Raw genomic sequence first — 25627 nt, forward strand, 5'->3', positions numbered from 1 at the left:
TGGACAACGGGCGGGTACGTCCGCCGGGCGCGGCACAATGGCACCCATGACCAGCACGCCTCCGCCCAGCAGCCTCGACCCCGAGATCGCCGCCCGCCTCAAGCGAGGCACCGACGGACTCGTCCCCGCCATCGCCCAGCAGTACGACACCGGTGAGGTGCTGATGCTGGGCTGGATGGACGACGAGGCGCTGCATCGCACCCTCACCACGGGCCGCTGCACCTACTGGTCGCGCAGCCGCCAGGAGTACTGGGTCAAGGGCGACACCTCCGGCCACGTCCAGCACGTGAAGTCCGTGTCCCTGGACTGCGACGCCGACACCGTGCTCGTGCGCGTCGACCAGGTGGGCGCCGCCTGCCACACCGGCGACCGCACCTGCTTCGACGCCGACGCGCTGCTGAAGGACGCCGGGACGGCACCAGCGACCGGCGATTCCGGTGTACCGGCCCGGGATCAGTAAGGTCAGCCGCCATGGACCTCGAGACGTTCCGCAAGCTGGCCACCGACCGCCGTGTCATCCCCGTCAGCCGCAAGCTGCTCGCGGACGGCGACACGCCGGTCGCGCTCTACCGCAAGCTGGCCGCCGAGCGCCCCGGCACGTTCCTGCTCGAATCCGCGGAGAACGGCCGCACCTCCCTGTCCTGGTCCCGCTACTCCTTCGTCGGCGTCCGCTCCGCCGCGACCCTCACGGAGCGGGACGGACAGGCGCACTGGCTCGGCACCCCGCCGGTCGGCGTCCCCGTGGACGGTGACCCGCTCGCCGCGCTGCGCGCCACCATCGAGGCGCTGCACACCCCGCACGGCGAGGGCCTGCCCCCGTTCACCGGCGGCATGGTCGGCTATCTGGGCTACGACATCGTGCGCCGCCTGGAGAAGATCGGGCCCGGCGAGCGCGACGACCTGAAGCTGCCCGAGCTGACCATGCTGCTCACCAGCGACCTGGCCGTCCTCGACCACTGGGACGGCTCGGTCCAGCTCATCGCCAACGCCATCAACCACAACGACCTCGACACGGGCGTCGACGAGGCCTACGCGGACGCCGTCGCCCGCCTCGACGCCATGGAGGCCGACCTCTCGCGCGCGGTCTCCCAGCCGCCCGCCGCGCTCCCGCCCTCCGAACTGCCGGAGTACACCGCTCTCTGGGGCGGCCCCGACTTCCGGGCGGCCGTCGAGGACGTCAAGGAGCGCATCCGGGCCGGCGAGGCCTTCCAGGTCGTCCCCTCCCAGCGCTTCGAAACGCCGTGCACGGCCAGCGCGTTGGACGTCTACCGCGTGCTGCGGGCGACCAACCCCTCCCCGTACATGTACCTGTTCCGCTTCGACGGTTTCGACGTCGTCGGTTCCTCCCCGGAGGCCCTCGTCAAGGTCGAGGACGGGCAGGCGATGGTGCACCCCATCGCGGGCACCCGGCCGCGCGGCGCCACCGTCCAGGAGGACCAGGCCCTCGCCGACGAGCTGATCGCCGACCCCAAGGAGCGCGCCGAGCACCTCATGCTCGTCGACCTCGGGCGCAACGACCTGGGACGCGTCTGCCGGCCGGGCTCCGTCGAGGTCGTCGACTTCATGTCCATCGAGCGGTACTCGCACGTGATGCACATCGTCTCCACGGTGACCGGCCGCGTCGCCGCCGGCCGTACCGCGTTCGACGTGCTCACCGCCTGCTTCCCCGCCGGCACCCTGTCCGGCGCGCCGAAGCCGCGCGCGATGCAGATCATCGACGAACTGGAGCCCTCCCGGCGCGGGTTGTACGGCGGCTGCGTCGGCTACCTGGACTTCGCGGGCGACTCCGACACCGCCATCGCCATCCGCACGGCCCTGCTGCGCGACGGCACGGCGTACGTGCAGGCCGGCGCCGGCATCGTCGCCGACTCGGTCCCGGAGGCGGAGGACGAGGAGTGCCGCAACAAGGCGGCGGCGGTGCTCCGAGCGGTCCACACGGCGAACCGCCTCGGCGGCTGACCCCGGCCGCTCCAGCTCCGTCCCGTCCCGCCCAGGGCCTGGAAGGCGGAGCGAGGGCCGGCCGTCACCGAGTGGCGGGCCGGCGGTCGGCCCGGCGTGGGTCGATGGTTCGTCCCGCCCACCTGGCCCCGTGTCCGCGCCCGCCGGTCCGGCGCCCCGGACGTCGTTGCCTCGGGTCCGGGCCGGCCCGGCCCCGACGGCTCGCCCACCCACCCGCCCGGCCCTGTGCTCTTGCCCGCCCTGCGGCCCCTCGACCTGCTCTCCACGCAGCTCCGGCGGCCCCCGACCGTCCGGGACCGATCCCTGGAGCGGTCGGACCGCGGCCAGTTGAGGGACGTCCGGGCGCCCGCGGGGACGTACCGGTGCGGGCAATAGGACGAGGGTCACGTGAGCCCCGGGTGACGGTTCGACCCGGGTTCAGGCGATAGTGGACCACGTGACTGCTGTACCTCACCCCCGATCCGAAGCCGCGGGACCCTCCCGGTCCGGCCGCCGCAGCCTTGGCGTGGCCCTGCTGAGCGGTGCGCTCGGCGCGACCGTGGCCCTGCTGTCCACCCGGCAGAGCTGGGCGGAGGGAACCGCGACCGTGGCCGGCGGCGCCTTTCCGCTGACCGCGACGGGCAGCGACGTCACGGGTGTGCCCGCGGCGCTCGCGATAGTCGGCCTCGCCGCGCTGGTCGCCGTCTTCGCCGTCCGCCGCTCCGGCCGCCTGCTGGTCTCCGTGCTGCTCGCGCTCTCCGGCGCGGGCACGGTCGTGGCGGCCGTCCTCGGCGCGGGCGACACCTCCGCCCTCGACGAGCAGGCCGCCGCCGCCTCCGGCAACACCGCCGCCACCGCGGCCGGACTCAGCCACACCGCCTGGCCGTACGTGGCCGCGGCGGGCGGCGCGCTGATCCTGCTGGCCGGCCTTCTCGCCGTGCGCTACGGACGGCTGTGGCCCGCCATGTCCGGCCGCTACGAGCGCGACGGCACTCCCCGGCCCCGCAAGGCGAAGCCGGTGGACCCGGACCGCCCCGAGGAGCTCTGGAAGGCCCTCGACCGCGGCGAGGACCCCACAGGCCCGGACCCCGCCGGGACCTGAGTCCCGGCCCGTGAGGACCTGCGTCCCCACCTCGCCCGGTCGAACGCCCCGGGCCGGACGTCCCGACCCGGCCGGACCGACGCGCGACGGGCGACCCCCCCGCTCACGGCAGACCCGTCCGTACGGGACAATGGACGACGAGCGTCCGACTCACACACGCATACAGCAACGAGGAGCAAGTCATGGCGGGCAGCAGCCACGGTCACACCCCGGCCGCCTGGACCGGTGTCATCATCGCCTTCATCGGCTTCTGCATCGCGGGTGCCTTCATGGTGACGGCCGACCCGCTGGGCTTCTGGGCCGGCCTGGTCGTCGTCGTCCTCGGTGGCGTCGTCGGCATGGTCATGCGGAGCATGGGCCTGGGCCAGCCGAAGGCCTCCTCCCCGCAGGTCGCGCGCGCCCGGGAGACCGCGAGCGCCGACGCCTGATCCCCGAAGGTCCACGTCGAAAGGCGGTCCCGGCACATCCGCCGGGGCCGCCTTTCGCGAACCGGGCGAGCGTCCGCCTCGCGCGCGGGGCAGAATGCGTCGGGTGAACGCCGAATCCCAGAGGGTGACGCAGACCGGGGGCCCCGGCCCCTGGAGCCCGTCCGGCACGCAGCCCCACACCGGTCCCGCCGCGGGGGCGCACACCGTCCCCGCTCCGGCGGCCCCCGCGGGCACCTCCACGGGGACGGGCGCCCGCGCGGTCCTGCGGAGGCTCGCCGTGCCGGCCGGGATGCTCGCGGCCGTCGCCGGTGCCTTCGCCTACGTCGGTGCCGTCGACCCCAACCAGCCCGGGCACTACCCGGTCTGCCCGCTGCTGCGCCTCACCGGCGTGTACTGCCCCGGCTGCGGCGGTCTGCGCAGCGCGCACGCCTTCGTCCACGGAGACGTCGCCGCGGCGCTCACGGACAACGCGCTCGCCGTCGCCGGCTACCTCGTCTTCGCCGTCGTGTGGGCCTTCTGGGTGATCCGTGTCGTGCGTGGCCGGCCGGCCGGGCTCGACCTCGGACCGGTCCACCTGTGGACCGTGGGCGCATTGGTGCTGGTCTTCACGGTTGTCCGGAACCTGCCCTTCGGCGGCTGGTTGCATCCTTGATCAAATGACAAATGTCCAGGTAGTGGGACCGGCGTCAACCGGATGCGAGGGCTACGCCTTCCTCCGGATACCATCGCAGTGACCCACTTTTCCGTCAGCGACGGTGAACCCGGGTCGGCTGATCCACCGCTTCAACCGTCCACCGCAGGGAAGGGGGCCGCTCGCGTGAGTGTGCTCGACGAGATCATCGACGGAGTCCGTGCCGACCTCGCGGAGCGGCAGGCGCGCGTCAGCCTCGACGAGCTCAAGGAGCGCGCGGCGAAGGCTCCTGCGGCCAAGGACGGCGTAGCCGCCCTGCGAGGTGACAGCGTCAAGGTCATCTGCGAGGTGAAGCGGTCCAGCCCCTCCAAGGGCGCGCTCGCCGCGATCGCCGACCCGGCGGCCCTGGCGGCCGACTACGAGGCGGGTGGCGCGGCCGTCATCTCCGTCCTCACCGAACAGCGCCGCTTCGGCGGTTCGCTCGCCGACCTGGAGGCCGTCCGCGCCCGCGTGGACATCCCGGTCCTGCGCAAGGACTTCATCGTCACGTCGTACCAGCTCTGGGAGGCCCGCGCGTACGGCGCCGACCTGGCGCTGCTCATCGTCGCGGCCCTCGACCAGCCCGCCCTGGAGTCCCTCATCGAGCGGGCCGAGTCCATCGGGCTCACCCCGCTGGTCGAGGTGCACGACGAGGACGAGGTCGAGCGCGCGGTGGACGCCGGAGCGAAGATCATCGGTGTCAACGCGCGCAACCTCAAGACGCTGAAGGTCGACCGCACCACCTTCGAGCGCCTCGCCCCCGAGATCCCGGACGAACTCGTCAAGATCGCCGAGTCCGGTGTCCGCGGCCCGCACGACCTCATCGCGTACGCCAACGCGGGCGCCGACGCGGTCCTGGTCGGCGAGTCCCTCGTCACCGGCCGCGACCCGAAGTCCGCCGTCTCCGACCTCGTCGCCGCCGGCGCCCACCCGGCGCTGCGGCACGGACGGGACTGACCCTCCGGTGACCACCCCGACCCTCGCCCCCGCCGCACCCCGTCCGGGCTCACGCCCCGACGGCGTCGCGGTGTGCGCGGGGTCGGCCCCGTCGGACCGGTCCGGCGGTCCCGTCCGGCCCCGCGCCGGATCGCCCGTACCGCGCACGGTCGACGGAGGCTCCCTCCCGGCCGTCACGCCGGACGGGCACCTCGTCGGTACCGGGCGGCCCCGTGTGCCGTCCGGCGCGGTACTCCCCGCCGCCTCCGCGGCTCGCGACCCCTACGCGCGGCTGGCCCGCGGCTGCCGTCCGCGCGGCTGCCGGGCCCCCGCCCGCCGGGTCCACGGGCGCCGCGTGCGCTACGTCATCGGCGACGAGCCGGGCCAGGTCAACGGCATGCGATGGCCCGAGCGCGTACGCGCGCTCGCACCCCGTCCGGCCGCGCCCACTCCTCAGGTGGGCTGAGCACGGTCCTCCCTCGGGTGGGCCGGCCGGTTCCGCCACCCCCGAACCTCGTGACAGCACGCCTGTCGCGGCGGTCGGGTGGGCAGGCGGCGGGGCGGCGCTGTCGCCGACGAGCACGTCGGTGACCGCTGAGCGCGGGTGCGTCCCGTTGACGTAACTCCTGTCCGACCCGTGACCGGGGCTGTCGCCCCTGCGAGGTAACCGCATGCCCAGCGAGTTCTTCATTCCCGACCCCGAGGGTCAAGTCCCCACCGCCGAGGGCTACTTCGGCGCGTTCGGCGGAAAGTTCATCCCGGAGGCGCTGGTCGCCGCCGTGGACGAGGTCGCCGTCGAGTACGACAAGGCGAAGGCCGACCCAGAGTTCGCCCGCGAGCTCGACGACCTGCTCGTCCACTACACCGGACGCCCCAGCTCCCTCACGGAGGTGCCGCGCTTCGCCGAACACGCGGGCGGCGCACGCGTCTTCCTCAAGCGCGAGGACCTCAACCACACCGGCTCGCACAAGATCAACAATGTGCTCGGCCAGGCCCTGCTCACGAAGCGCATGGGCAAGACCCGCGTCATCGCGGAGACCGGCGCCGGCCAGCACGGCGTCGCCACGGCCACCGCCTGCGCGCTGTTCGGCCTCGAATGCACCATCTACATGGGCGAGATCGACACCCAGCGCCAGGCACTGAACGTGGCCCGTATGCGGATGCTCGGCGCCGAGGTCATCGCCGTGAAGTCCGGCTCGCGCACCCTCAAGGACGCCATCAACGAGGCGTTCCGCGACTGGGTCGCCAACGTCGACCGCACCCACTACCTCTTCGGCACGGTGGCGGGCCCGCACCCCTTCCCCGCCATGGTCCGCGACTTCCACCGCGTCATCGGCGTCGAGGCCCGCCGGCAGATCCTGGAGCGCGCAGGGCGGCTGCCCGACGCCGCCATCGCCTGTGTCGGCGGCGGCTCCAACGCCATCGGCCTCTTCCACGCCTTCATCCCCGACGGCGACGTCCGCCTGATCGGCTGCGAACCCGCCGGGCACGGCGTCGAGACCGGCGAGCACGCGGCGACGCTGACCGCGGGCGAGCCGGGCATCCTGCACGGATCGCGGTCGTACGTCCTTCAGGACGAGGAGGGCCAGATCACCGAGCCCTACTCGATCTCGGCCGGACTCGACTACCCCGGCATCGGCCCCGAGCACGCCTACCTCAAGGACAGCGGCCGTGGCGAGTACCGCGCGGTCACCGACGACGCGGCGATGCAGGCACTGCTGCTGCTCTCCCGCACCGAGGGCATCATCCCGGCCATCGAGAGCGCCCACGCCCTCGCCGGCGCCCTGGAGGTCGGCAAGGAGCTGGGCAAGGACGGGCTGATCGTCGTCAACCTGTCCGGGCGCGGCGACAAGGACATGGACACCGCCGCCCGCTACTTCGGCCTGTACGAGACCGGGGCCGACGCCGTCGTCCCCGCGGACGCCGAGGGCGAGCACGCCGAGATCGAGGGGGACGCCAAGTGAGCGGCAACATCCAGCTGTTGAGCGACACCCTCGCCGCGGCGAAGGCCGAGGGCAGGTCCGCCCTCATCGCCTACCTGCCGGCCGGGTTCCCGACCGTCGACGGCGGGATCTCCGCCGTCAAGGCCGTCTTCGAGGGCGGCGCCGACATCGTCGAGGTCGGGCTGCCGCACAGCGACCCCGTCCTCGACGGGCCCGTCATCCAGACCGCCGACGACATCGCCCTGCGGGGCGGCCTCAAGATCGCGGACGTGATGCGGACGGTCCGGGAGTCGTTCGAGGCCACCGGCAAGCCGGTCCTCGTGATGACGTACTGGAACCCCATCGACCGCTACGGCGTCGAGCGTTTCACCGCCGAGCTCGCGGAGGCGGGCGGCGCGGGCTGCATCCTGCCCGACCTGCCCGTGCAGGAGTCGGCCCTGTGGAGGGAGCACGCCGACAAGCACGGTCTCGCGACCGTCTTCGTCGTCGCGCCCAGCAGCAGGGACGCCCGGCTCGCGGAGATCACCGCCGCGGGCAGCGGCTTCGTCTACGCGGCCTCCTTGATGGGCGTCACCGGAACGCGCGCGTCGGTCGGTGCCCAGGCACAGGAACTGGTCGCACGCACCAAGGCGACCACCGACCTGCCCGTCTGCGTCGGCCTCGGCGTCTCGAACGCCACCCAGGCCGCCGAGGTGGCCGGCTTCGCCGACGGCGTGATCGTCGGCTCCGCGTTCGTGAAGCTGATGCTGGACGCGCCGGACGAGGCGGCCGGTCTCGAAGGCGTCCGGGCGCTCGCGGGCGACCTGGCGAAGGGCGTACGCGGAACGGCGTAACGCCGGAGGGCGTGTCCGCACGTAACGGACAATACGCTCACTCGAACGGGTGGACCTTGGACCGGGGAGGCGCGCTGCGCCTCCCCGGTTCGTTCTGCCGGATGTGAGCGAGAAGAACCGTGACGGAAAGCGCAGCGCCCGCGAGCGGATGGCGGCGGAGCGAGAGAAGCAGAAGACCGCGGAGAAGCGCCGGCGCGCGCTGATCGTGGGGGCCTCGGTGGTCTGTGTGCTGGGTCTGGCGGCCGTGATCGGCGTGGTCGCCGCCAACTCGGGCAAGGACAAGAAGAGCGACGCCGCGGGCCCGGTCGTGACGCCCTCGGGGGCCACCGGCAAGGACAGTCTCGCCATCCCCGTCGGCAAGGACGGCGCCAAGTCGACCCTCACGGTCTGGGAGGACTTCCGCTGCCCGGCCTGCCAGGCCTTCGAGACGACGTACCGCCCGACCATCCACGAACTGGTCGACTCCGGCCGGCTCAAGGTGGAGTACCACCTCGTCACGCTGATCGACGGGAACATGGGAGGCAGCGGCTCCCGCAAGGCGGCGAACGCCGCGGCCTGCGCCCAGGACGCCGGAAAGTTCAGCGCGTACCACGACGTGCTCTACGAGAACCAGCCCAAGGAGACCGAGGACACCTTCGCCGACAACGCCAAGCTCATCGAGCTCGCGGGCAAGGTCGACGGGCTGGACACCCCCGCGTTCCAGAAGTGCGTCAACGACGGCACGCACGACAGCTGGGTCACGAAGTCGAACGCCGCGTTCCAGAGCAGCGGATTCAACGGCACGCCGACCGTGCTCCTCGGCGGAAAGAACATCTACGCGGACCAGTCGATGACGCCCGCCAAGCTGAAGCAGATGGTCGAGGCCGAGAACAAGGGCTGAGCCGCCCCTGGGGCCCCGGTGCCCCGGCCTGTCCGACAGGCCGGGGCACCGGCCGCTGTGGCCCGTGGGTCACAGCACGTTATGGACCCGTTGCAGGGCTGCCCGCCGTGGGTGGCGTCCGGCACGGTAGCGTCGACCTTGCCATGGAACTTGCCTTCATTCCCAGCCCGTCGCGCGGTGTGCTGCACCTCGGCCCCATTCCGCTGCGCGGCTACGCGTTCTGCATCATCATCGGCGTCTTCCTCGCCGTCTGGCTCGGCAACCGGCGCTGGATCGCCCGGGGCGGGCGGACCGGCACGGTGGCGGACATCGCGGTCTGGGCCGTGCCCTTCGGCCTCGTCGGCGGCCGGCTCTACCACGTGATCACGGACTACGAGCTGTACTTCAGCGCCGGCCGTGACTGGGTGGACGCCTTCAAGATCTGGGAGGGCGGCCTCGGCATCTGGGGCGCCATCGCGCTCGGGGCCGTCGGCGCGTGGATCGGCTGCCGCCGCCGGGGCATCCCGCTGCCCGCGTGGGCCGACGCCGTCGCACCCGGTATCGCCTTCGCGCAGGCGGCCGGACGCTGGGGCAACTGGTTCAACCAGGAGCTGTACGGCCGGGCGACGGACCTCCCGTGGGCGCTGCACATCACGTCCTCCACGGACGGCCGCGTCCCCGGCTACTACCACCCGACGTTCCTGTACGAGTCGCTGTGGTGCATCGGCGTCGGTCTGCTGGTCATCTGGGCCGACCGCCGCTTCACGCTGGGCCACGGACGCGCCTTCGCGCTGTACGTCGCGGCGTACTGCGTGGGCCGGTTCTGGATCGAGTACATGCGCGTCGACGACGCCCACCACATCCTGGGCCTGCGTCTCAACGACTGGACCGCGATCGGCGTCTTCCTCCTGGCGGTGCTGTACATCGTGCTCTCGTCCCGGATGCGTCCGGGCCGCGAGGCGGTCGTGGAGCCGGGTGCCGGTTCGGACGCCCCCTCCGACGGTGACGAGGCGACGGCTTCCGCCGCGGCGGAGGACGAGTCCGGGACGGACACCGGGGGCAAGGACGCGTCCGACGCCGAATCGGTCGACCTCGACAAGCCCGCCGCAGAGGACTCCGCCACCTCCGGGGAGCCCGCCGACGCCGACGGGTCCTCCGCCCGGAGGGAATCCGCGACGGAGCCCGACGAGGCGTCCGACGCCCCGTCCGCGTCGACGGCCTCGTCCCGGGACGAGGCAGGGTCGGCCAAGAAGAGCTGAGTTCCGCCCGTACGCCGAAGGGGGCGCCGCGTTCCAGGACGCGGCGCCCCCTTCGCGTTGCTCAGACCGCGCGGCGGGCCAGGGCGAGGGTGCGGCGGGCCCCCGTGACCACCGCCGCGTCGATGAAGCGGCCGTCCGGCAGGGCCTGGGCGCCCGGTTCGGCGGCGGCCGCCGCGATGACCGCCTCGGCGGCGTCGACCTCGGCGGGAGTGGGGAGGTAGGCCCGCTCGATGATGGGGAGCTGGCGGGGGTGGATGGCCGCGCGGCCGAGGAAGCCGAGCGCGCGCCCGTGGGCGCAGGACGCGGCCAGGCCCTCCACGTCGCGGATGTCGGGATAGACCGTCTGGACCGGCGGCGGCAGGCCCGCCGCGCGGGCGGCCACGATCACCCTGGCGCGGGACCAGTCCAGGCCCGCCCCGTCCCGGATGCCGAGGTCGGCGCGCAGGTCCGCCTCGCCGATCGCGATGCCGCGCAGCGCCTTGTGCGACGAGGCGATGTCGAAGGCCTGCTCCACACCGAGGGCCGTCTCCAGCAGGGCGTACAGCGGGATCGTGCCGCCCTCCGCGGGGGTCGCGCTCTCCGCCACCCGGACGACGTCGAAGCGCGAGGTCACCTTCGGCAGGCGCAGACCGGACAGGCCGGGCAGCGGCGAGAGGGTCTTCAGATCGGTGTCGGCGAACGGGCCGTCGAGGGCGTTGACCCGCACGTGCACCGGGACGGGCGGCCGCTCCGTGAGGAACTCGGCGGTGGCGGCGCGGGCATACCCCTTGCGGTCCGGGGCGACCGCGTCCTCCAGGTCGACGAGCACGACGTCCGCACCGGAGGCGAGGGCCTTGGCCACCACCTCGGGGCGGTCACCGGGCGCGTACAGGTAGGTGAGGGGCAGCAGCTCCGCCGTCACAGCGCCCCCTCCGCTCTCAGCGCCTCGATCTCGGTCCCGGTCAGGCCGAGTTCGGTGAGCACGGCGTCGGTGTCCGCGCCGTGCGGGCGGCCCGCCCAGTGGATCGCGCCGGGCGTGGCCGAGAGCCGGAAGATGACGTTCTGCATGCGCAACGGGCCCAGTTCGGGGTCGTCGACGGTGGTGACGGAGTCCAGGGCCTGGTACTGCGGGTCGGTCATGACGTCCCGGACGTCCTGCACGGGGGCCACCGCCGCCTCCGCCTTCTCGAACTCCGCGAGGACCTCGTCCCGGCTGTGGCGGGCGATCCACGCGCCGACCGCCCCGTCGAGGACGTCCGCGTGCCGGGCCCGCTCCGCGCCGGTCGCGAACCACGGCTCGTCGATCACGTCCGGGCGGCCGACGAGCCGCATCACCCGCTCGGCGACCGACTGCGCCGACGTGGAGACGGCGACCCAGGAACCGTCCGCCGTGCGATAGGTGTTGCGGGGCGCGTTGTTCGCCGAGCGGTTGCCGGTGCGGGCCTGCACATGACCGAGCTGGTCGTACCAGATGGGCTGCGGGCCGAGGACGGTCAGGATCGGCTCGATGATCGCCATGTCGATGACCTGGCCCTCGCCGGTGCGGTCACGCGCGTTCAACGCGGTCAGCACGGCGTACGCGGTCGCCAGCCCGGCGATCGAGTCGGCCAGGCCGAAGGGGGGCAGGGTCGGCGGCGCGTCCGGTTCGCCGGTGATGGCCGCGAAGCCGCTCATCGCCTCCGCGAGCGTGCCGAAGCCGGGACGGCGCGCGTAGGGGCCGAACTGGCCGAAGGCGGTGACCCGGGCGAGGATCAGCCGGGGGTTCGCCGCGGACAGTTCCTCCCAGCCCAGGTCCCACTTCTCCAGCGTGCCCGGGCGGAAGTTCTCGACGATCACGTCGGCCTCCGCGGCGAGCCGGAGCAGGGTGGCCCGGCCGCCGGGCTTGGACAGGTCGAGCGTGATCGTGCGCTTGTTGCGGCCGAGGAGCTTCCACCACAGACCGATGCCGTCCTTCGACGGGCCGTGGCCCCGGGACGGGTCCGGCTGCCTCGGGTGCTCGACCTTGACGACCTCCGCGCCGAAGTCGCCGAGCAGGGTGGCGGCGAGCGGGCCCGCGAACAGCGTCGCGAGGTCGAGGACGCGCAGGCCGCTGAGGGAGCCGCCCTCGGGTCGGCCGCTCATGAGCCGGACCGGACGGCGTCGATCTGCGAGCGGTACGGCATCGAGGTCGTCGCGCCGTGCCGCTGCACCGACAGGGCGGCGGCCGACGACGCCCAGGAGAGCGCCTCCGGCATCTCCCGGCCCTCGGCGAGCGCCACCGCGAGGGTGCCGACGAAGGTGTCGCCGGCACCGGTGGAGTCCACGGCGGTCACCTCCGGGGCGGGCACGGTGAGGGGTTCGGCGCCCCGGGCCGCGTAGAGGCAGCCGGCCGCGCCCAGCGTGACGACGACCTCCTGGACCTGTTCGAGGAGGGCGGCGGCGGCTCCGGCCGGGTCGGTGAACCCGGTGAGGGCGGCGGCCTCGTGCTGGTTGGGCACCAACAGGTCGATGGAGGCGAGGAGTTGGGGCGGAAGGAACTGGGCGGGGGCGGGGGTGAGGATGGTCCGGACGCCGTGCCTGCGGGCGGCCTCCGCGCCGGCGACGACGGCCTCCAGCGGGATCTCCAGCTGGAGTAGGAGCGCGTCGGCGCCGGCGATGAGCCCCTCGTCGCCGGGGGCGAGGGCGGTGACGGTGCCGTTGGCGGCGGGGATGACGACGATGGCGTTGGCGCCCTCGTCGTCCACCACGATGTGGGCGGTCCCGGACGGGCCCTCGATGGTGCGCAGATGGTCGGTGTTGACGCCGAAGTGCTCCAGGGTGGAGCGGAGTTGGGTGCCGAAGGAGTCGGCGCCCACCGCGCCGACCAGCGAGACGTCGGCGCCGGCGTGGGCGGCCGCCACCGCCTGGTTCGCGCCCTTGCCGCCGGGGATCGTGCGGAACTCCCTGCCCGTCACCGTCTCTCCGCGCTGGGGGGCTTTGGCGACATACGCGACGAGGTCCATGTTCGTGCTGCCGAGCACGGCGATATGGGTCATGGGCGAACGGTCTCCCGTTGTGTGAGGTGGGCGAGGGCGTCGAAGCCGACGCCGTCGAAGTCGGCGACGGAGGTGGCGAGCCGGTTCTTGAGGGGACTCGTCCATCGGTCGGGCAGGGCGGCGGGGTCGCCCGCGAGCAGGCCCGCGACGCTTCCGGCCGTCGCGCCGTTCGAGTCGGTGTCCAGGCCGCCGGACACCGCGCGGCACACCGACGCGCCGAAGTCGCCGTCCGCGTGGGTGAGGGCGGCGGCGATCAGCGCGGTGTTGGGCACGGCGTGGACCCAGTGGTAAGCGCGGTGCGTGGCGTGCAGTTCGTCGACGACGGTGTCGAAGTCCGCCGTCGTACGGGCGAGTCGGACGGCGTGCCGGACCGCGCGGGCCAGCCGGGAGCCGGGCGGCACGACCGTCAGCCCGGTGCGCAGGCAGGTGTGGATGTCGCTCGCCCCGGTCGCGGCCTCGGCGATGACGGCGGCCGTGAACATCGCCGCGTAGACGCCGTTGGCCGTGTGGGTGAGGACGGCGTCGCGGTGGGCCTGTTCGGCGGCTCCGGCCGGGTCGCCGGGGTTGGTCCAGCCGTGCACGTCGGCGCGGATCAGGGCACCGATCCACTCGCGGAACGGGTTGCGTCTGCGGGCGGTGTCCGGGGGTTCGACGCCGGCCAGCAGATTGCCGTAGGCGACGCGTTCGGCGGTGAAGGTCCGGCCGGCGGGGAGTTCGTCCAGCCAGAGCCGCGCCACGTCCGCCGTGCTGAAGCCTCTGCCGCAGCGCTGGAGCAGGAGGACGTTCAGCAGCGGGTAGTTGAGGTCGTCGTCCTCCGGCATGCCGTCGATGTTCTCGGCGAGGGAGGTGGGGGCGGAGCGCCGGTTCCAGGGGTGCGCGTCCAGGAGCCCCCGCGGGACGCCCCGCTCGGTGAACCAGGATTCGAGGGGCCAGTTGCCCGCGGCGCGGGCGAGCTCACGGATGCCGTGGAGGGGGAGCTTCTCCACGGGTTTGCCGAGCAGGCAGCCCACGGCCCGGCCCAGCCAGGCGGCCTCCAGCCGGGCCGGGCCGGGAGGCGGCGCGGGGGTGGACGGCGGGGCCGGCCACCGCGGGCAGCGGGCCCTGATGAGGGCCAGTTCCGTCGGCTCGTCGTCGGCCGACGGGGCCGGCAGCGTGTCGAGTTCGTCGAGCAGGTCCAGGGCCAGCCGGCGCAGCGGGGGCGGCGCCGGGACCGCCGAGGCGCCCGCGCGCAGCGGGGCCTCCCCGCCGCCCGCGGCGCGCCAGCGGGCGGCGACGGGGGCGGCGTCGCGGCCGTCCTGGGCCGCCTGGTGGAGTTCGTGGCCGAGGAGGTCCTCGGGCTGTACCCAGGTCAGCCGGAGCACGGTGTTCCCGTCAGCGCCGCGTACGCCGTCTCGTGGGCCCGGCGGCGTTCGACGTCACGGTCGAAGATCTCCCGCGTCACCTCGATGAGCGTGCGCGCCGGGGCGTCCAGGTCGAGACGGCTGGACTCCGCGACCGTCTTCGCCCAGTCGTGCGGAACCGCGGAACCCAGCGCTCCGGCGACGGCCCCGGCCATGGTGGCGATGGAGTCGCAGTCGCGGCCGTAGTTGACCGAGCCGAGCACCGCGTGCCGGAAGTCTCCGCCGGAGACGATCAACATGCCGAGCGCGACGGGGAGTTCCTCGATGGAGTGGAGCCGGGAGGGCCGCCGCGCGCCGAGCGAGGGGGACCGGTAGTCGGGGCCGACCGTGTCGTAGGGGGCCACCGCCCGGCGCAGCGGGACGAGCGCCGACTCGAAGTCCGTGTACCGGGAGGCGACTTCGCACACCGCCTCGACGGCGTCGCGGGTGCCGTCCTTGGCCAGCGACAGACACGCGGCGACGACCGAGTCCGGGGTCGCGCCGGGTGCGCAGGCCGCCGCGACCGCCGCCGCGAACACCCCGGCCGCCTCGCGTCCGTACGAGGACTGGTGGGCGCCTGCGACGTCCAGCGCCTCCGCGTACGCGCCCGCCGGGTTGGCCGCGTTGACCAGGCCGACCGGGGCCATGTACATCGCGGCACCGCAGTTGACGATGTTCCCCGAGCCCGCCTCGCGGGGGTCCACGTGGCCGTAGTGCAGCCGGGCCACCAGCCACTTCTCGGCGAGGAAGATCCGCTGGAGGGGGAGCGCCTCGGCCTCCAGCTCCGGGATCCAGCGCGGGGTCGTCATCAGGTCCGGGACCAGGTGCGTGGCCACGGAGTAGGCGTCGAGGTGGTCGCGGACGGCGGCGTAGACCCGTACCAGCGCGTGGGTCATCAAGGTGTCGTCGGTGACGTGTCCGTCGCCCTTGTGGTACGGGGCGATGGGGCGGGCGGTGGGCCAGTCGTCGCCGTTCCAGGGGCCCACGACACCGTGCACGCGGCCGCCGTGGCGCTCGGCGATCCGGTCGGGGGAGTAGCCCTCGACGGGGCCGCCGAGCGCGTCGCCGACGGCGGCTCCGACGAGGGCTCCGGTGATCCGTTCGTCGAGGGTTCCGGTTCCTTCTCCTTTGGGCGTCATGCCCGAATCATCCCTCTGGGGTGGCCAGTTCCGGGGAATCGAGCGGGTCGGCGCGTCCTGCCGCTTCGAGGAGTTCGGCGAGCCCGATGAGATCCGTGCCGGTCAGCCGGGGGAGCGCGCAGCCGGAGAGGGTGCGGCAGGCGTCGCGCCAGGAGGCGGGGAGGGCGGCGCCCCCGCCGAGCGCCCCGCAGAGCGCCCCGGCGAGGGCCGGGGCCGAGTCGGCGACCCGGGACAGGCAGGCGGCGGCGGGTACCGCCTCGGCGATCCGGCCACCTGAGGCGATCGCCAGGGCCAGCGCGACGGGGACGGTCTCGGCCGCCGCGATGCCGTAGCTGTAGACGTGGTCGACGATCTGGTGTTCCAGCAGCGGGACCAGCGCGAAGGCGCTGTCGCTGCCCCGGGCCAGGGTGAGGGCGTGCCGGGCGTTGCGGCCGATCTCCGTGCCGGCCGGCAGTTCGGCGAGGGCGGCGTCCACGCAGGCCTCGACGGGATGCCCGGCGAGCGCGAGGGACACGGCGGCCGCCATCGCGCGGGCGCCGTGCACCCCGTCGCCGTCCTGGGTGTAGCGGGCGTCGAACTCGGCGAGTTCCGCCGCGAGTCGGGGGTCTCCCGGGTGCGCGACGGCGAGCACGCAGGCCCGTACGCAGGCGGCGTCGTCGAAATAGTGCGGGTTGTCGTGACCGGTGGCGGGCGGGCGCAGCCCGGTGGCGAGGTTGCCGAGTCCGGCCCGTACCGAGATGCGGGCGCGCAGCGGGAGCAGGGCGGACTCGACCTCGGGGGCGCGGTCCGCGGCGGCGGCGACCTCACTGGCCACGGCGTTCCAGGACAGGTCGATGGACGCGCGCATCCGGCGTTCGAGGCTGATGTCGCCGAGGGCGGCGGTCTCGCCGGCCCGCAGCACGGCCTCCGCCGCGAACGCCGCCCACTCCGCGTCGTCCGAGGGGCCGAGTCGCAGGGGCTCCGGGGGCTGGTTCAGGGCGATCGGCACGGGCAGGGTCGTCGTGGCGTTCTGCTCCGCGAACGTGTCCAGTTCGCGGGTCAGCCGCCGCGTCCACTCGGGCATCCGCGCGGCCCGGTGCCGGGCGGCGGGCCAGCCGGCGGCGTCCCCGGCGGCCAGCCCGAGCAGCAGCCCCTCGATCCGCCGGGGCGGCGCACCGGCCGTCTCCGTCCCGGCCGGCGACACGGCGCCGCCGGTCACCCGGGTCCGGGCCTCGCCGGCGCTCCCCGGCATCACGGGAGCCCGCCCGGGGGCCGTCGTCTCCGCGGTGAACCCCACCGTCCCCGGCTCGGAGCCGGCCACCAGGGCCGGCGCCGGCGGGTTCGCCGTGATGAGCATCGCCGCCTCCGTGCCCGCCGCGACCGGTGGCGGCATCAGCTCGGCGGCCCCCGCGGGCGCGGCCCCCGCACCGGACGCGTCCCCGGCCGGCCCGGGCCTCACGACCGGCCCTCGCCGTCGACGGACACCTCAGGGGTGTGCGTGCTCCCCCCGGCCCCGAGAGGAGGGGGACCGGGGGAGGCGGGGGGCGCGGGGACGCCGGGTGGTCGGGCCACGTGAGGGTCGGCGGCCGGATCGGCCGAGGTCGCGCCGATGCCCGCTGCCCACAGGCCTGGAGCCGCTCGCCACTTCTCCTCGGACTCCGGGGTCAGGAGTTCGGCCACGTCCAGGATGTGGTGGCCCTCCATCGAGGGGAGGCAACTGCCGCGGGCCGGCCCGATGGCGGACGCCCAGGCCGCCGGGATCGCCGACGCCCCCTGGGTCGCGCCCGCCAACGCCCCGGCGACCGCGGCGGTCGTGTCGGCGTCGCGGCCCATGTTCACCGCGGTGAGCACCGACTCCGTGAACTCCCCGTCCGCCGCCGCGTACGCCCCGAAGGCGAGGGCCACCGCCTCGGGGGCGAGGTCGGTCCACGGGTAGCCGCCGATCACCACCGCGGAGCGCACCGCCCGTTCGCCGCGGTGGGCCACCGCGACCGCGCGGCGCAGCGAGCGGGCCGTCCAGGAGTCGTCCGGGATGACGGCCAGGGCGGAGGCGACGACCGCGATCGTCGGGGCGCCCGCCATCGCGGCGGCGACACCCGCGGCGACGGCCTGGCCGCCGTAGATGCCCTCGCCGTCGTGGCTCACCGAGCCGTCGATCGCCACGAGCCGGGCGGCCTCGGCGGGCCGTCCGGCCGCGAAGACCCCGAAGGGTGCCGCGCGCATGGCCAGACCGTCGCTCCAGGCGTGCCGGTGCTGGGCGGAGATGGGCGCCGCGAGCCCCCGCCGGAGGTTCTCCAGCGTGCCGCGCTCGCTGAATCCGGCCCCGCGGAACGGCCCCTCGTCGAGGTCCGCGATCCACTGGTGCCAGGCGGACTCGACGTGCGCCACGGTGAGCGCCGACCCGTGCCGGGCCAGCAGCAGTCCCGAGAAGATCGCGTACTCGGTGTCGTCCGTACCGGCCGGATGCTCGGCGACGTACCCGGTGATCCGGCCCCACCTCGCGCGGATCTCCGACGGCTTCATGTTCTCGGCGGGCGCGCCCAGCGCGTCCCCGACGGCGAGTCCGAGCAGTGCGCCGCGCCCCCGGTCACGAAGACCGGCGGCGTTCCCGGGAACCGGGGCCGAGGGAATGCAGGCGATGGAAGCCATAACGTGCCTCTCCTCTCAGGGCCCCTGCAGGTGCGCGGAGTGCGGGCGCGGAACCCTTTGCGGATCTGTCCCACCTTGGCGGTTGACAGGAGCCTCGCGAGCACCACTGTCACCCGGTCGACATCTGTGCATGTCATGCCACGGATGAGCGGAAAGAGGTAAAGCCGCAGGTTAGCGCAGCCTTTCCTTGCTGGCGGGACGGAATTTCTCGGCGTACTTTTAGGGTTGTCAAAAAGTGGAAGACGTCCAATCAAGCATTCAGGGGGACCGCCATGGCGCTCATCGAGACCGAGGCGACGCTGCACGAGGCGCACCGCGACAACCACACCCACCGCGACGTCAACGGCGGATGGCTGCGCCCGGCCGTGTTCGGCGCGATGGACGGCCTCGTCTCGAACCTCGCGCTGATGACCGGTGTGGCCGGCGGGAACGTCGCGCATCAGACGATCGTCATCACCGGACTCGCGGGCCTCGCCGCCGGCGCCTTCTCGATGGCCGCCGGTGAGTACACCTCGGTCGCCTCGCAGCGCGAGCTCGTCGAGGCGGAGCTCGCGGTGGAGCGCCGGGAGCTGCGCAAGCACCCCATGGACGAGGAGCGCGAGCTGGCCGCGCTGTACGAGGGCCGTGGAGTCGAGCCCGAGCTGGCCCGCGAGGTCGCCCGGCAGCTCTCCCGCGACCCCGAGCAGGCGCTGGAGATCCACGCGCGCGAGGAGCTCGGCATAGACCCGGGCGACCTGCCCTCCCCGACCGTCGCCGCCGTGTCCAGCTTCGGATCGTTCGCCCTCGGTGCCCTGCTGCCCGTCCTGCCGTTCCTGCTCGGCGCGACCGCCCTGTGGCCCGCGCTGCTGCTCGCGATGTTCGGCCTCTTCGGGTGCGGCGCCGTCGTGGCCAAGGTGACCGCGCGAAGCTGGTGGTTCAGCGGACTGCGGCAGCTCGCTCTCGGTGGTGCCGCGGCAGGTGTGACGTACGCCCTGGGCAGCGTGTTCGGTACGGCCGTAGGATGACGCGACGAGCGCTTATGCACGGGACTGCATAAGTAGTTGTTACCCGGCGGTTTCGATTCCTTAACCACCGGGCATGAGCCGTAAGCACCGCAGGCAATGACGCCTGCGCAGCACCCCCGCGACGGGTCACGAAGCCTGCCGCGATCCGGCCCGACGGCCACCGATCTGTCCGTTGAGGCCCCTTACCTTCCACCGCCGAGCGCGGTGCCCCGCCGCGACCCCGTGGTGTCCGCATGCTGGAACGAAGTATCCGGTTCCCGAGAACCGCTCCATCATGTAACCTGCACGAAATTTTGCACCCAGCAGAGGGCCAACGTCGTCCCTCGGCATCAGTCATATGCCACGACGACGACGGGAGAGCCGATGCGTACGCCGCGCCAGCCGTCCCAGCACTCCGTGAACGGCCAGAAATGGTCCTTCATGGATGCTCGCCCTGCTGCACAGGGTATGTACGACCCCCGCAACGAGCACGACGCCTGTGGCGTCGGCTTCGTGGCCACCCTCACCGGTGAGGCGAGCCACGCGCTGGTCGAGCAGGCGCTCACCGTTCTGCGCAACCTGGAACACCGCGGTGCCACCGGTTCCGAGCCCGACTCGGGCGACGGCGCGGGCATTCTGTCCCAGGTCCCGGACGCCTTCTTCCGCGAGGTGGCCGATTTCGAACTTCCCGCAGCCGGCGCGTACGCGGTAGGCATCGCCTTCCTGCCCGAGGACGGCACGGACGAGGCCGTCTCACAGATCGAGACGATCGCCGCCGAAGAGGGCCTCACCGTGCTCGGCTGGCGCGAGGTCCCGGTCGCCCCCGGACTCCTCGGCGCCACCGCCCGCTCGACGATGCCCGCCTTCCGCCAGATCTTCGTGAGCGACAACGCGAGCGAGGGCATCGCCCTCGACCGCACCGCGTTCGTGCTGCGCAAGCGCGCCGAGCGCGAGGCCGGTGTCTACTTCCCGTCGCTGTCCGCGCGGACCATCGTCTACAAGGGCATGCTGACCACCGGCCAGCTCGAGCCCTTCTTCCCGGACCTGTCCGACCGCCGCTTCGCCTCCGCGATCGCGCTCGTGCACTCCCGCTTCTCCACCAACACCTTCCCGAGCTGGCCGCTCGCCCACCCGTACCGCTTCGTCGCGCACAACGGCGAGATCAACACGGTCAAGGGCAACCGCAACTGGATGGTGGCCCGCGAGTCCCAGCTCGCCTCGGACCTGTTCGGCGACAAGGGCCTGGAGCGGATCTTCCCCGTCTGCACGCCGGACGCCTCCGACTCGGCCTCCTTCGACGAGGTGCTCGAACTCCTGCACCTCGGCGGCCGCTCGCTCCCGCACTCCGTGCTCATGATGATCCCGGAGGCGTGGGAGAACCACGACTCCATGGACTCGGCCCGCCGCGCGTTCTACCAGTTCCACGCCACGATGATGGAGCCCTGGGACGGCCCGGCCTGCGTCACCTTCACCGACGGCACCCAGGTCGGCGCGGTCCTCGACCGCAACGGCCTGCGCCCCGGCCGCTACTGGGTCACCGACGACGGCCTCGTCGTCCTCGGCTCCGAGGTCGGCGTCCTCGACATCGACCCCGCCAAAGTCGTCCGCAAGGGCCGCCTCCAGCCGGGCCGCATGTTCCTCGTGGACACCGCCGAGCACCGCATCATCGAGGACGACGAGATCAAGGCCGGCCTCGCCGACGACCTGCCCTACGCGGAGTGGCTGGAGGCCGGCGAGATCGAGCTCTCCGACCTGCCCGAGCGCGAGCACATCGTGCACACCCACGCCTCGGTCACCCGCCGCCAGCAGACCTTCGGCTACACGGAGGAGGAGCTGCGGATCATCCTCGCGCCGATGGCCAAGGCCGCCGCCGAGCCGATCGGCTCGATGGGCACCGACTCGCCGATCGCCGCGCTCTCGCAGCGCCCGCGTCTCCTCTTCGACTACTTCACCCAGCTGTTCGCGCAGGTCACCAACCCGCCGCTGGACGCGATCCGCGAAGAGCTGGTCACCTCCCTGCGTTCCTCGCTCGGCCCGCAGGGCAACATCCTCGAACCGACGGCCTCCTCCTGTCGTAGCGTCACCCTGCCCTTCCCGGTGATCGACAACGACGAGCTGGCCAAGCTCATCCACATCAACGCCGACGGCGACATGCCGGGCATGAAGGCCGCGACCCTCTCCGGCCTCTACCGGGTCTCCGGCGGCGGCGACTCGCTCGCCGCCCGTATCGAGGACATCTGCGTCGAGGTCGACGCCGCCATAGAGAACGGCGCCCGGCTCATCGTCCTGTCGGACCGCCACTCCGACGCCGAGCACGCGCCGATCCCCTCGCTGCTGCTCACCGCGGCCGTCCACCACCACCTCATCCGCACCAAGCAGCGCACCCAGGTGGGTCTGCTGGTCGAGGCCGGCGACGTCCGCGAGGTCCACCACGTCGCCCTGCTCATCGGCTTCGGCGCCGCGGCCGTCAACCCGTACCTCGCGATGGAGTCCGTCGAGGACCTCGTCCGCGCCGGCACCTTCCTGCAGGGCATCGAGGCCGAACAGGCCATCCGGAACCTGATCTACGCGCTCGGCAAGGGCGTCTTGAAGGTCATGTCCAAGATGGGCATCTCGACCGTCGCCTCCTACCGCGGCGCCCAGGTCTTCGAGGCCGTCGGCCTGGAGCGGGCCTTCGTCGAGAAGTACTTCAACGGCACGACCACCAAGATCGGCGGCGCCGGTCTCGACGTCATCGCCAAGGAGGTCGCCGCCCGGCACGCCAAGGCCTACCCGGCCTCCGGCATCGCGCCCGCGCACCGCGCCCTGGACATAGGCGGCGAGTACCAGTGGCGCCGCGAGGGCGAGCCGCACCTGTTCGACCCGGAGACGGTCTTCCGCCTCCAGCACTCGACGCGGTCCGGCAGCTACGAGATCTTCAAGAAGTACACGGACCGCGTGAACGAGCAGTCCGAGCGCCTGATGACGCTGCGCGGCCTGTTCGGTTTCTCCTCGGACCGGCCCTCGATCTCCCTCGACGAGGTCGAGCCGATCTCCGAGATCGTCAAGCGCTTCTCCACCGGCGCCATGTCGTACGGCTCCATCTCCAAGGAGGCGCACGAGACCCTCGCCATCGCCATGAACCAGCTCGGCGGCAAGTCCAACACCGGTGAGGGCGGCGAGGACGCGGACCGGCTGTACGACCCGGCGCGCCGCTCCAGCATCAAGCAGGTGGCGTCCGGCCGCTTCGGCGTGACCAGCGAGTACCTCGTCAACGCCGACGACATCCAGATCAAGATGGCCCAGGGCGCCAAGCCCGGCGAGGGCGGCCAGCTGCCCGGCCACAAGGTCTACCCGTGGGTCGCCAAGACCCGTCACTCCACCCCGGGTGTCGGTCTGATCTCCCCGCCGCCGCACCACGACATCTACTCCATCGAGGACCTGGCTCAGCTGATCCACGACCTCAAGAACGCCAACCCGCAGGCCCGCATCCACGTGAAGCTGGTCTCCGAGGTCGGCGTCGGCACGGTCGCCGCCGGTGTCTCCAAGGCCCACGCGGACGTCGTCCTCATCTCCGGCCACGACGGCGGAACGGGCGCCTCGCCGCTCACCTCCCTCAAGCACGCGGGCGGCCCCTGGGAGCTCGGCCTCGCCGAGACCCAGCAGACCCTGCTGCTCAACGGCCTGCGCGACCGCATCGTCGTGCAGACCGACGGCCAGCTCAAGACCGGCCGCGACGTCGTCATCGCCGCGCTGCTCGGCGCCGAGGAGTTCGGTTTCGCGACCGCGCCGCTCGTCGTCTCCGGCTGCGTCATGATGCGCGTCTGCCACCTGGACACCTGCCCCGTCGGCATCGCCACCCAGAACCCGGTGCTGCGCGAGCGGTTCGCCGGCAAGGCCGAGTACATCGTCAACTTCTTCAAGTTCATCGCCGAAGAGGTCCGCGAGATCCTCGCCGAGCTGGGCTTCCGCACCATCGAAGAGGCCGTCGGCCACGCCGAGAACCTCGACGTGGAGCGCGCCATCACCCACTGGAAGGCGCAGGGACTGGACCTGTCCCCGCTCTTCTACGTGCCCGAACTGCCCGAGGGCGCCTCGCTGCACCAGGTCATCGAGCAGGACCACGGTCTGGAGAAGGCGCTCGACAACGAGCTGATCAAGCTGGCCGCCGACGCGCTCGCCGCGGACTCCGCGACCGACGCCCAGCCGGTCCGCGCCCAGGTCGCGATCCGCAACATCAACCGCACGGTCGGCACCATGCTCGGCCACGAGGTGACGAAGAAGTTCGGCGGTGCGGGCCTGCCCGAGGACACCATCGACATCACCTTCACCGGCAGCGCGGGCCAGTCGTTCGGCGCCTTCCTGCCGCGCGGTGTCACGCTCCGCCTGGAGGGCGACGCCAACGACTACGTCGGCAAGGGCCTCTCCGGCGGCCGGGTTATCGTCCGCCCCGACCGGGGCGCCGACCACCTCGCCGAGTACTCGACCATCGCGGGCAACACCATCGCGTACGGCGCGACGGGCGGCGAGCTCTTCCTGCGCGGTCGCACCGGTGAGCGCTTCTGCGTCCGCAACTCCGGCGCGACGGTGGTCTCCGAGGGCGTGGGCGACCACGGCTGCGAATACATGACCGGCGGCCACGCGGTCGTCCTCGGCGAGACGGGCCGCAACTTCGCGGCCGGCATGTCCGGCGGCGTCGCGTACGTCATCGACCTCGACCGCGACAACGTCAACATCGCCAGCGTGGACGCCGTCGAGGAACCCGACGACACCGACAAGGAGTGGCTGCACGACGTCGTGCGCCGCCACGCCGAGGAGACCGGCTCGACGGTCGCCGAGAAGCTGCTCGCCGAGTGGCCCGTGGCCGTGGAACGCTTCAGCAAGATCATCCCCAGCACGTACAAGGCAGTGCTCGCCGCCAAGGACGCCGCCGAGCGAGCCGGACTCGACGAGTCCGCGATCACCGAGAAGATGATGGAGGCGGCGACCAATGGCTGATCCCAAGGGCTTTCTGAACCACGGCCGTGAGGTCGCCACGTCCCGCCCGGTCGAGGAGCGCGTCAAGGACTGGAACGAGGTCTACGTTCCGGGCTCGCTGCTCCCGATCATCTCCCAGCAGGCCTCGCGCTGCATGGACTGCGGCATCCCGTTCTGCCACAACGGCTGTCCGCTCGGGAACCTGATCCCCGAGTGGAACGACTACGCCTACCGCGAGGACTGGCAGGCCGCGTCCGAGCGACTGCACGCCACGAACAACTTCCCGGAGTTCACGGGCCGGCTGTGCCCGGCCCCGTGCGAGTCGGCGTGCGTGCTCGGCATCAACCAGCCCGCCGTGACCATCAAGAACGTCGAGGTCTCGATCATCGACAAGGCGTGGGACAGCGGCAGTGTCGCGGCCCAGGCCCCGGAGCGCCTCTCCGGCAAGACGGTCGCGGTCATCGGGTCGGGACCGGCCGGTCTCGCCGCCGCCCAGCAGCTCACCCGCGCCGGCCACACCGTCGCCGTGTACGAGCGCGCCGACCGCATCGGCGGCCTGCTGCGCTACGGCATCCCCGAGTTCAAGATGGAGAAGCGGCACATCAACCGCCGCATCGAGCAGATGCGCGCGGAGGGCACCCGCTTCCGCACGGGCATCGAGATCGGCCGCGACCTCAAGGCGACGGACCTGCGCAAGCGGTACGACGCCGTGGTCATCGCCGCCGGTGCGACCACCGCCCGTGATCTCCCCGCCCCCGGGCGGGAGTTGAACGGCATCCACCAGGCCATGGAGTACCTCCCGCTGTCCAACAAGGTGCAGGAGGGCGACTTTGTGGCGCCCCCGATCACCGCCGAGGGCAAGCACGTCGTGGTCATCGGCGGCGGCGACACGGGCGCGGACTGCGTGGGCACCGCCCACCGTCAGGGCGCTGCCTCGGTAACCCAGCTGGAGATCATGCCGCAGCCGGGCGAGGAGCGGAACCCGGGCCAGCCCTGGCCCACGTTCCCGATGCTCTACAAGGTCACCTCCGCGCACGAGGAGGGCGGTGAGCGGGTCTACTCCGTCAACACCACCCACTTCGAGGGCGACGAGGACGGCAACGTCCAGTGGCTGCACCTCGTCGAGATCGAGTTCGTCGGCGGCAAGCTGACCCAGAAGCCCGGCACGGAGCGCAGGATCCCCGCGCAGCTCGTGACGCTGGCGATGGGCTTCACCGGCACCGACGTGGAGAACGGCGTGGTCGCCCAGTTCGGTCTGGAGCTCGACGAGCGCGGCAACATCGCCCGCGACACCGACTTCGCGACCAACGTGCCCGGCGTGTTCGTCGCCGGTGACGCCGGCCGCGGCCAGTCCCTCATCGTCTGGGCCATCGCGGAGGGCCGCTCGGCCGCCCGCGGTGTCGACCGTTTCCTCACCGGAGCGAGCGACCTGCCCGCCCCGATCCGCCCGACGGACCGCTCGCTGATGGTCTGACCCGTGGATCGGTGACCCCGATCGCGTGACCTGACGGTCACTCAAGAACGTCCCGTACAAAGGCGTACGGAACACGAGACGGCGCCTGCCTCCCTGTCCCCGACCGG

General features: G+C 72.8%; 21 protein-coding genes. 14 read left to right on the plus strand and 7 right to left on the minus strand.

Annotation, left to right across the window (positions count from 1 at the left end; genetic code table 11):
- Positions 1 to 46: 46 nt before the first annotated feature.
- The 11 genes from hisI to lgt all read left to right on the plus strand — a co-directional run bounded on the left by hisI (position 47) and on the right by lgt (position 9968).
- Positions 47 to 460 (plus strand): phosphoribosyl-AMP cyclohydrolase, encoded by a 414-nt coding sequence (gene hisI, locus ACIRQH_RS29815; RefSeq protein ID WP_388875263.1) that lies wholly within the window; start codon positions 47 to 49, stop codon positions 458 to 460.
- An 11-nt stretch (positions 461 to 471) separates the two neighbouring features.
- Positions 472 to 1959, plus strand: coding sequence for an anthranilate synthase component I (locus ACIRQH_RS29820; protein ID WP_388875260.1), 1488 nt, complete (start codon positions 472 to 474; stop codon positions 1957 to 1959).
- A 427-nt stretch (positions 1960 to 2386) separates the two neighbouring features.
- Positions 2387 to 3040 (plus strand): TIGR02234 family membrane protein, encoded by a 654-nt coding sequence (locus ACIRQH_RS29825; RefSeq protein WP_404227746.1) that lies wholly within the window; start codon positions 2387 to 2389, stop codon positions 3038 to 3040.
- Positions 3041 to 3222: 182 nt separating this feature from the next.
- The gene (locus ACIRQH_RS29830) at positions 3223 to 3468 is read left to right on the plus strand and encodes an HGxxPAAW family protein (RefSeq protein ID WP_358816978.1); all 246 of its coding nucleotides are present in this window, start codon (positions 3223 to 3225) and stop codon (positions 3466 to 3468) included.
- 94 nt (positions 3469 to 3562) lie between these two features.
- Complete coding sequence (locus ACIRQH_RS29835) at positions 3563 to 4120, plus strand: DUF2752 domain-containing protein (protein WP_388875256.1); 558 nt, start codon at positions 3563 to 3565, stop codon at positions 4118 to 4120.
- Between the two features lie 165 nt (positions 4121 to 4285).
- A complete protein-coding gene (gene trpC / locus ACIRQH_RS29840) occupies positions 4286 to 5095 on the plus strand; it encodes an indole-3-glycerol phosphate synthase TrpC (protein WP_358816980.1) in 810 nt (269 codons plus the stop codon).
- Between the two features lie 214 nt (positions 5096 to 5309).
- A complete protein-coding gene (gene trpM, locus ACIRQH_RS29845) occupies positions 5310 to 5540 on the plus strand; it encodes a tryptophan biosynthesis modulator TrpM (RefSeq protein ID WP_388875369.1) in 231 nt (76 codons plus the stop codon).
- A gap of 205 nt (positions 5541 to 5745) precedes the next feature.
- A complete protein-coding gene (gene trpB / locus ACIRQH_RS29850; protein WP_358816982.1) occupies positions 5746 to 7038 on the plus strand; it encodes a tryptophan synthase subunit beta in 1293 nt (430 codons plus the stop codon).
- Positions 7035 to 7850 carry a tryptophan synthase subunit alpha gene (trpA, locus tag ACIRQH_RS29855; RefSeq protein ID WP_388875252.1) on the plus strand — a complete coding sequence of 272 codons (816 nt, stop codon included), beginning with the start codon at positions 7035 to 7037 and terminating at the stop codon, positions 7848 to 7850. The genes trpB and trpA overlap by 4 nt, the downstream gene beginning before the upstream one ends.
- Positions 7851 to 7953: 103 nt before the next feature.
- Positions 7954 to 8730, plus strand: a complete 777-nt coding sequence (locus ACIRQH_RS29860; protein WP_358816984.1) for a thioredoxin domain-containing protein — start codon at positions 7954 to 7956, stop codon at positions 8728 to 8730.
- A 143-nt stretch (positions 8731 to 8873) separates the two neighbouring features.
- Complete coding sequence (gene lgt / locus ACIRQH_RS29865; protein WP_388875248.1) at positions 8874 to 9968, plus strand: prolipoprotein diacylglyceryl transferase; 1095 nt, start codon at positions 8874 to 8876, stop codon at positions 9966 to 9968.
- 61 nt (positions 9969 to 10029) lie between these two features.
- Here the strand turns inward: lgt and ACIRQH_RS29870 are convergent, their stop codons facing one another.
- The 7 genes from ACIRQH_RS29870 to ACIRQH_RS29900 form a co-directional block, all read right to left on the minus strand.
- Positions 10030 to 10869 (minus strand): HpcH/HpaI aldolase/citrate lyase family protein, encoded by an 840-nt coding sequence (locus tag ACIRQH_RS29870; RefSeq protein WP_388929787.1) that lies wholly within the window; start codon positions 10867 to 10869, stop codon positions 10030 to 10032.
- Positions 10866 to 12068 (minus strand): CoA transferase, encoded by a 1203-nt coding sequence (locus ACIRQH_RS29875; protein ID WP_358816987.1) that lies wholly within the window; start codon positions 12066 to 12068, stop codon positions 10866 to 10868. The genes ACIRQH_RS29870 and ACIRQH_RS29875 overlap by 4 nt, the downstream gene beginning before the upstream one ends.
- Positions 12065 to 12961: a ribokinase gene (gene rbsK, locus ACIRQH_RS29880; RefSeq protein WP_358816988.1), complete on the minus strand. Its 897-nt coding sequence runs from the start codon at positions 12959 to 12961 to the stop codon at positions 12065 to 12067. The genes ACIRQH_RS29875 and rbsK overlap by 4 nt, the downstream gene beginning before the upstream one ends.
- The gene (locus ACIRQH_RS29885; RefSeq protein WP_388875239.1) at positions 12958 to 14322 is read right to left on the minus strand and encodes an ADP-ribosylglycohydrolase family protein; all 1365 of its coding nucleotides are present in this window, start codon (positions 14320 to 14322) and stop codon (positions 12958 to 12960) included. The genes rbsK and ACIRQH_RS29885 overlap by 4 nt, the downstream gene beginning before the upstream one ends.
- Positions 14310 to 15479: an ADP-ribosylglycohydrolase family protein gene (locus tag ACIRQH_RS29890; RefSeq protein ID WP_388875236.1), complete on the minus strand. Its 1170-nt coding sequence runs from the start codon at positions 15477 to 15479 to the stop codon at positions 14310 to 14312. Before ACIRQH_RS29890 ends, ACIRQH_RS29885 begins: the two co-directional genes overlap by 13 nt.
- Before the next feature lie 7 nt (positions 15480 to 15486).
- A complete protein-coding gene (locus ACIRQH_RS29895; protein ID WP_388875367.1) occupies positions 15487 to 16851 on the minus strand; it encodes an ADP-ribosylglycohydrolase family protein in 1365 nt (454 codons plus the stop codon).
- Positions 16852 to 16913: 62 nt separating this feature from the next.
- Complete coding sequence (locus ACIRQH_RS29900) at positions 16914 to 18107, minus strand: ADP-ribosylglycohydrolase family protein (RefSeq protein WP_358816991.1); 1194 nt, start codon at positions 18105 to 18107, stop codon at positions 16914 to 16916.
- Positions 18108 to 18379: 272 nt separating this feature from the next.
- On the opposite strand from ACIRQH_RS29900, the gene ACIRQH_RS29905 reads away from it, so the two are divergent.
- From ACIRQH_RS29905 to ACIRQH_RS29915, 3 genes are all read left to right on the plus strand, one after another.
- Positions 18380 to 19111 carry a VIT1/CCC1 transporter family protein gene (locus tag ACIRQH_RS29905; RefSeq protein WP_388875233.1) on the plus strand — a complete coding sequence of 244 codons (732 nt, stop codon included), beginning with the start codon at positions 18380 to 18382 and terminating at the stop codon, positions 19109 to 19111.
- Between the two features lie 420 nt (positions 19112 to 19531).
- The gene (gene gltB / locus ACIRQH_RS29910) at positions 19532 to 24067 is read left to right on the plus strand and encodes a glutamate synthase large subunit (protein WP_404227754.1); all 4536 of its coding nucleotides are present in this window, start codon (positions 19532 to 19534) and stop codon (positions 24065 to 24067) included.
- Complete coding sequence (locus tag ACIRQH_RS29915) at positions 24060 to 25520, plus strand: glutamate synthase subunit beta (protein ID WP_388875230.1); 1461 nt, start codon at positions 24060 to 24062, stop codon at positions 25518 to 25520. Before gltB ends, ACIRQH_RS29915 begins: the two co-directional genes overlap by 8 nt.
- Positions 25521 to 25627: the final 107 nt, after the last annotated feature.

The organism is Streptomyces sp. NPDC102279 (genome assembly GCF_044766365.1).
Lineage (GTDB): Bacteria > Actinomycetota > Actinomycetes > Streptomycetales > Streptomycetaceae > Streptomyces.

What these genes read in the sequence shown, in the direction of transcription:
- hisI (WP_388875263.1), top strand. Translation starts at nt 47, where the DNA reads ATGACCAGCACGCCTCCGCCCAGCAGCCTCGACCCCGAGATCGCCGCC.
- ACIRQH_RS29820 (WP_388875260.1), top strand. Translation starts at nt 472, where the DNA reads ATGGACCTCGAGACGTTCCGCAAGCTGGCCACCGACCGCCGTGTCATC.
- ACIRQH_RS29830 (WP_358816978.1), top strand. Translation starts at nt 3,223, where the DNA reads ATGGCGGGCAGCAGCCACGGTCACACCCCGGCCGCCTGGACCGGTGTC.
- ACIRQH_RS29835 (WP_388875256.1), top strand. Translation starts at nt 3,563, where the DNA reads ATGCGTCGGGTGAACGCCGAATCCCAGAGGGTGACGCAGACCGGGGGC.
- trpB (WP_358816982.1), top strand. Translation starts at nt 5,746, where the DNA reads ATGCCCAGCGAGTTCTTCATTCCCGACCCCGAGGGTCAAGTCCCCACC.
- lgt (WP_388875248.1), top strand. Translation starts at nt 8,874, where the DNA reads ATGGAACTTGCCTTCATTCCCAGCCCGTCGCGCGGTGTGCTGCACCTC.
- ACIRQH_RS29875 (WP_358816987.1), bottom strand. Translation starts at nt 12,068, where the DNA reads ATGAGCGGCCGACCCGAGGGCGGCTCCCTCAGCGGCCTGCGCGTCCTC.
- rbsK (WP_358816988.1), bottom strand. Translation starts at nt 12,961, where the DNA reads ATGACCCATATCGCCGTGCTCGGCAGCACGAACATGGACCTCGTCGCG.
- ACIRQH_RS29890 (WP_388875236.1), bottom strand. Translation starts at nt 15,479, where the DNA reads ATGACGCCCAAAGGAGAAGGAACCGGAACCCTCGACGAACGGATCACC.
- ACIRQH_RS29895 (WP_388875367.1), bottom strand. Translation starts at nt 16,851, where the DNA reads ATGCCGCCACCGGTCGCGGCGGGCACGGAGGCGGCGATGCTCATCACG.
- ACIRQH_RS29900 (WP_358816991.1), bottom strand. Translation starts at nt 18,107, where the DNA reads ATGGCTTCCATCGCCTGCATTCCCTCGGCCCCGGTTCCCGGGAACGCC.
- ACIRQH_RS29905 (WP_388875233.1), top strand. Translation starts at nt 18,380, where the DNA reads ATGGCGCTCATCGAGACCGAGGCGACGCTGCACGAGGCGCACCGCGAC.
- gltB (WP_404227754.1), top strand. Translation starts at nt 19,532, where the DNA reads ATGGATGCTCGCCCTGCTGCACAGGGTATGTACGACCCCCGCAACGAG.
- ACIRQH_RS29915 (WP_388875230.1), top strand. Translation starts at nt 24,060, where the DNA reads ATGGCTGATCCCAAGGGCTTTCTGAACCACGGCCGTGAGGTCGCCACG.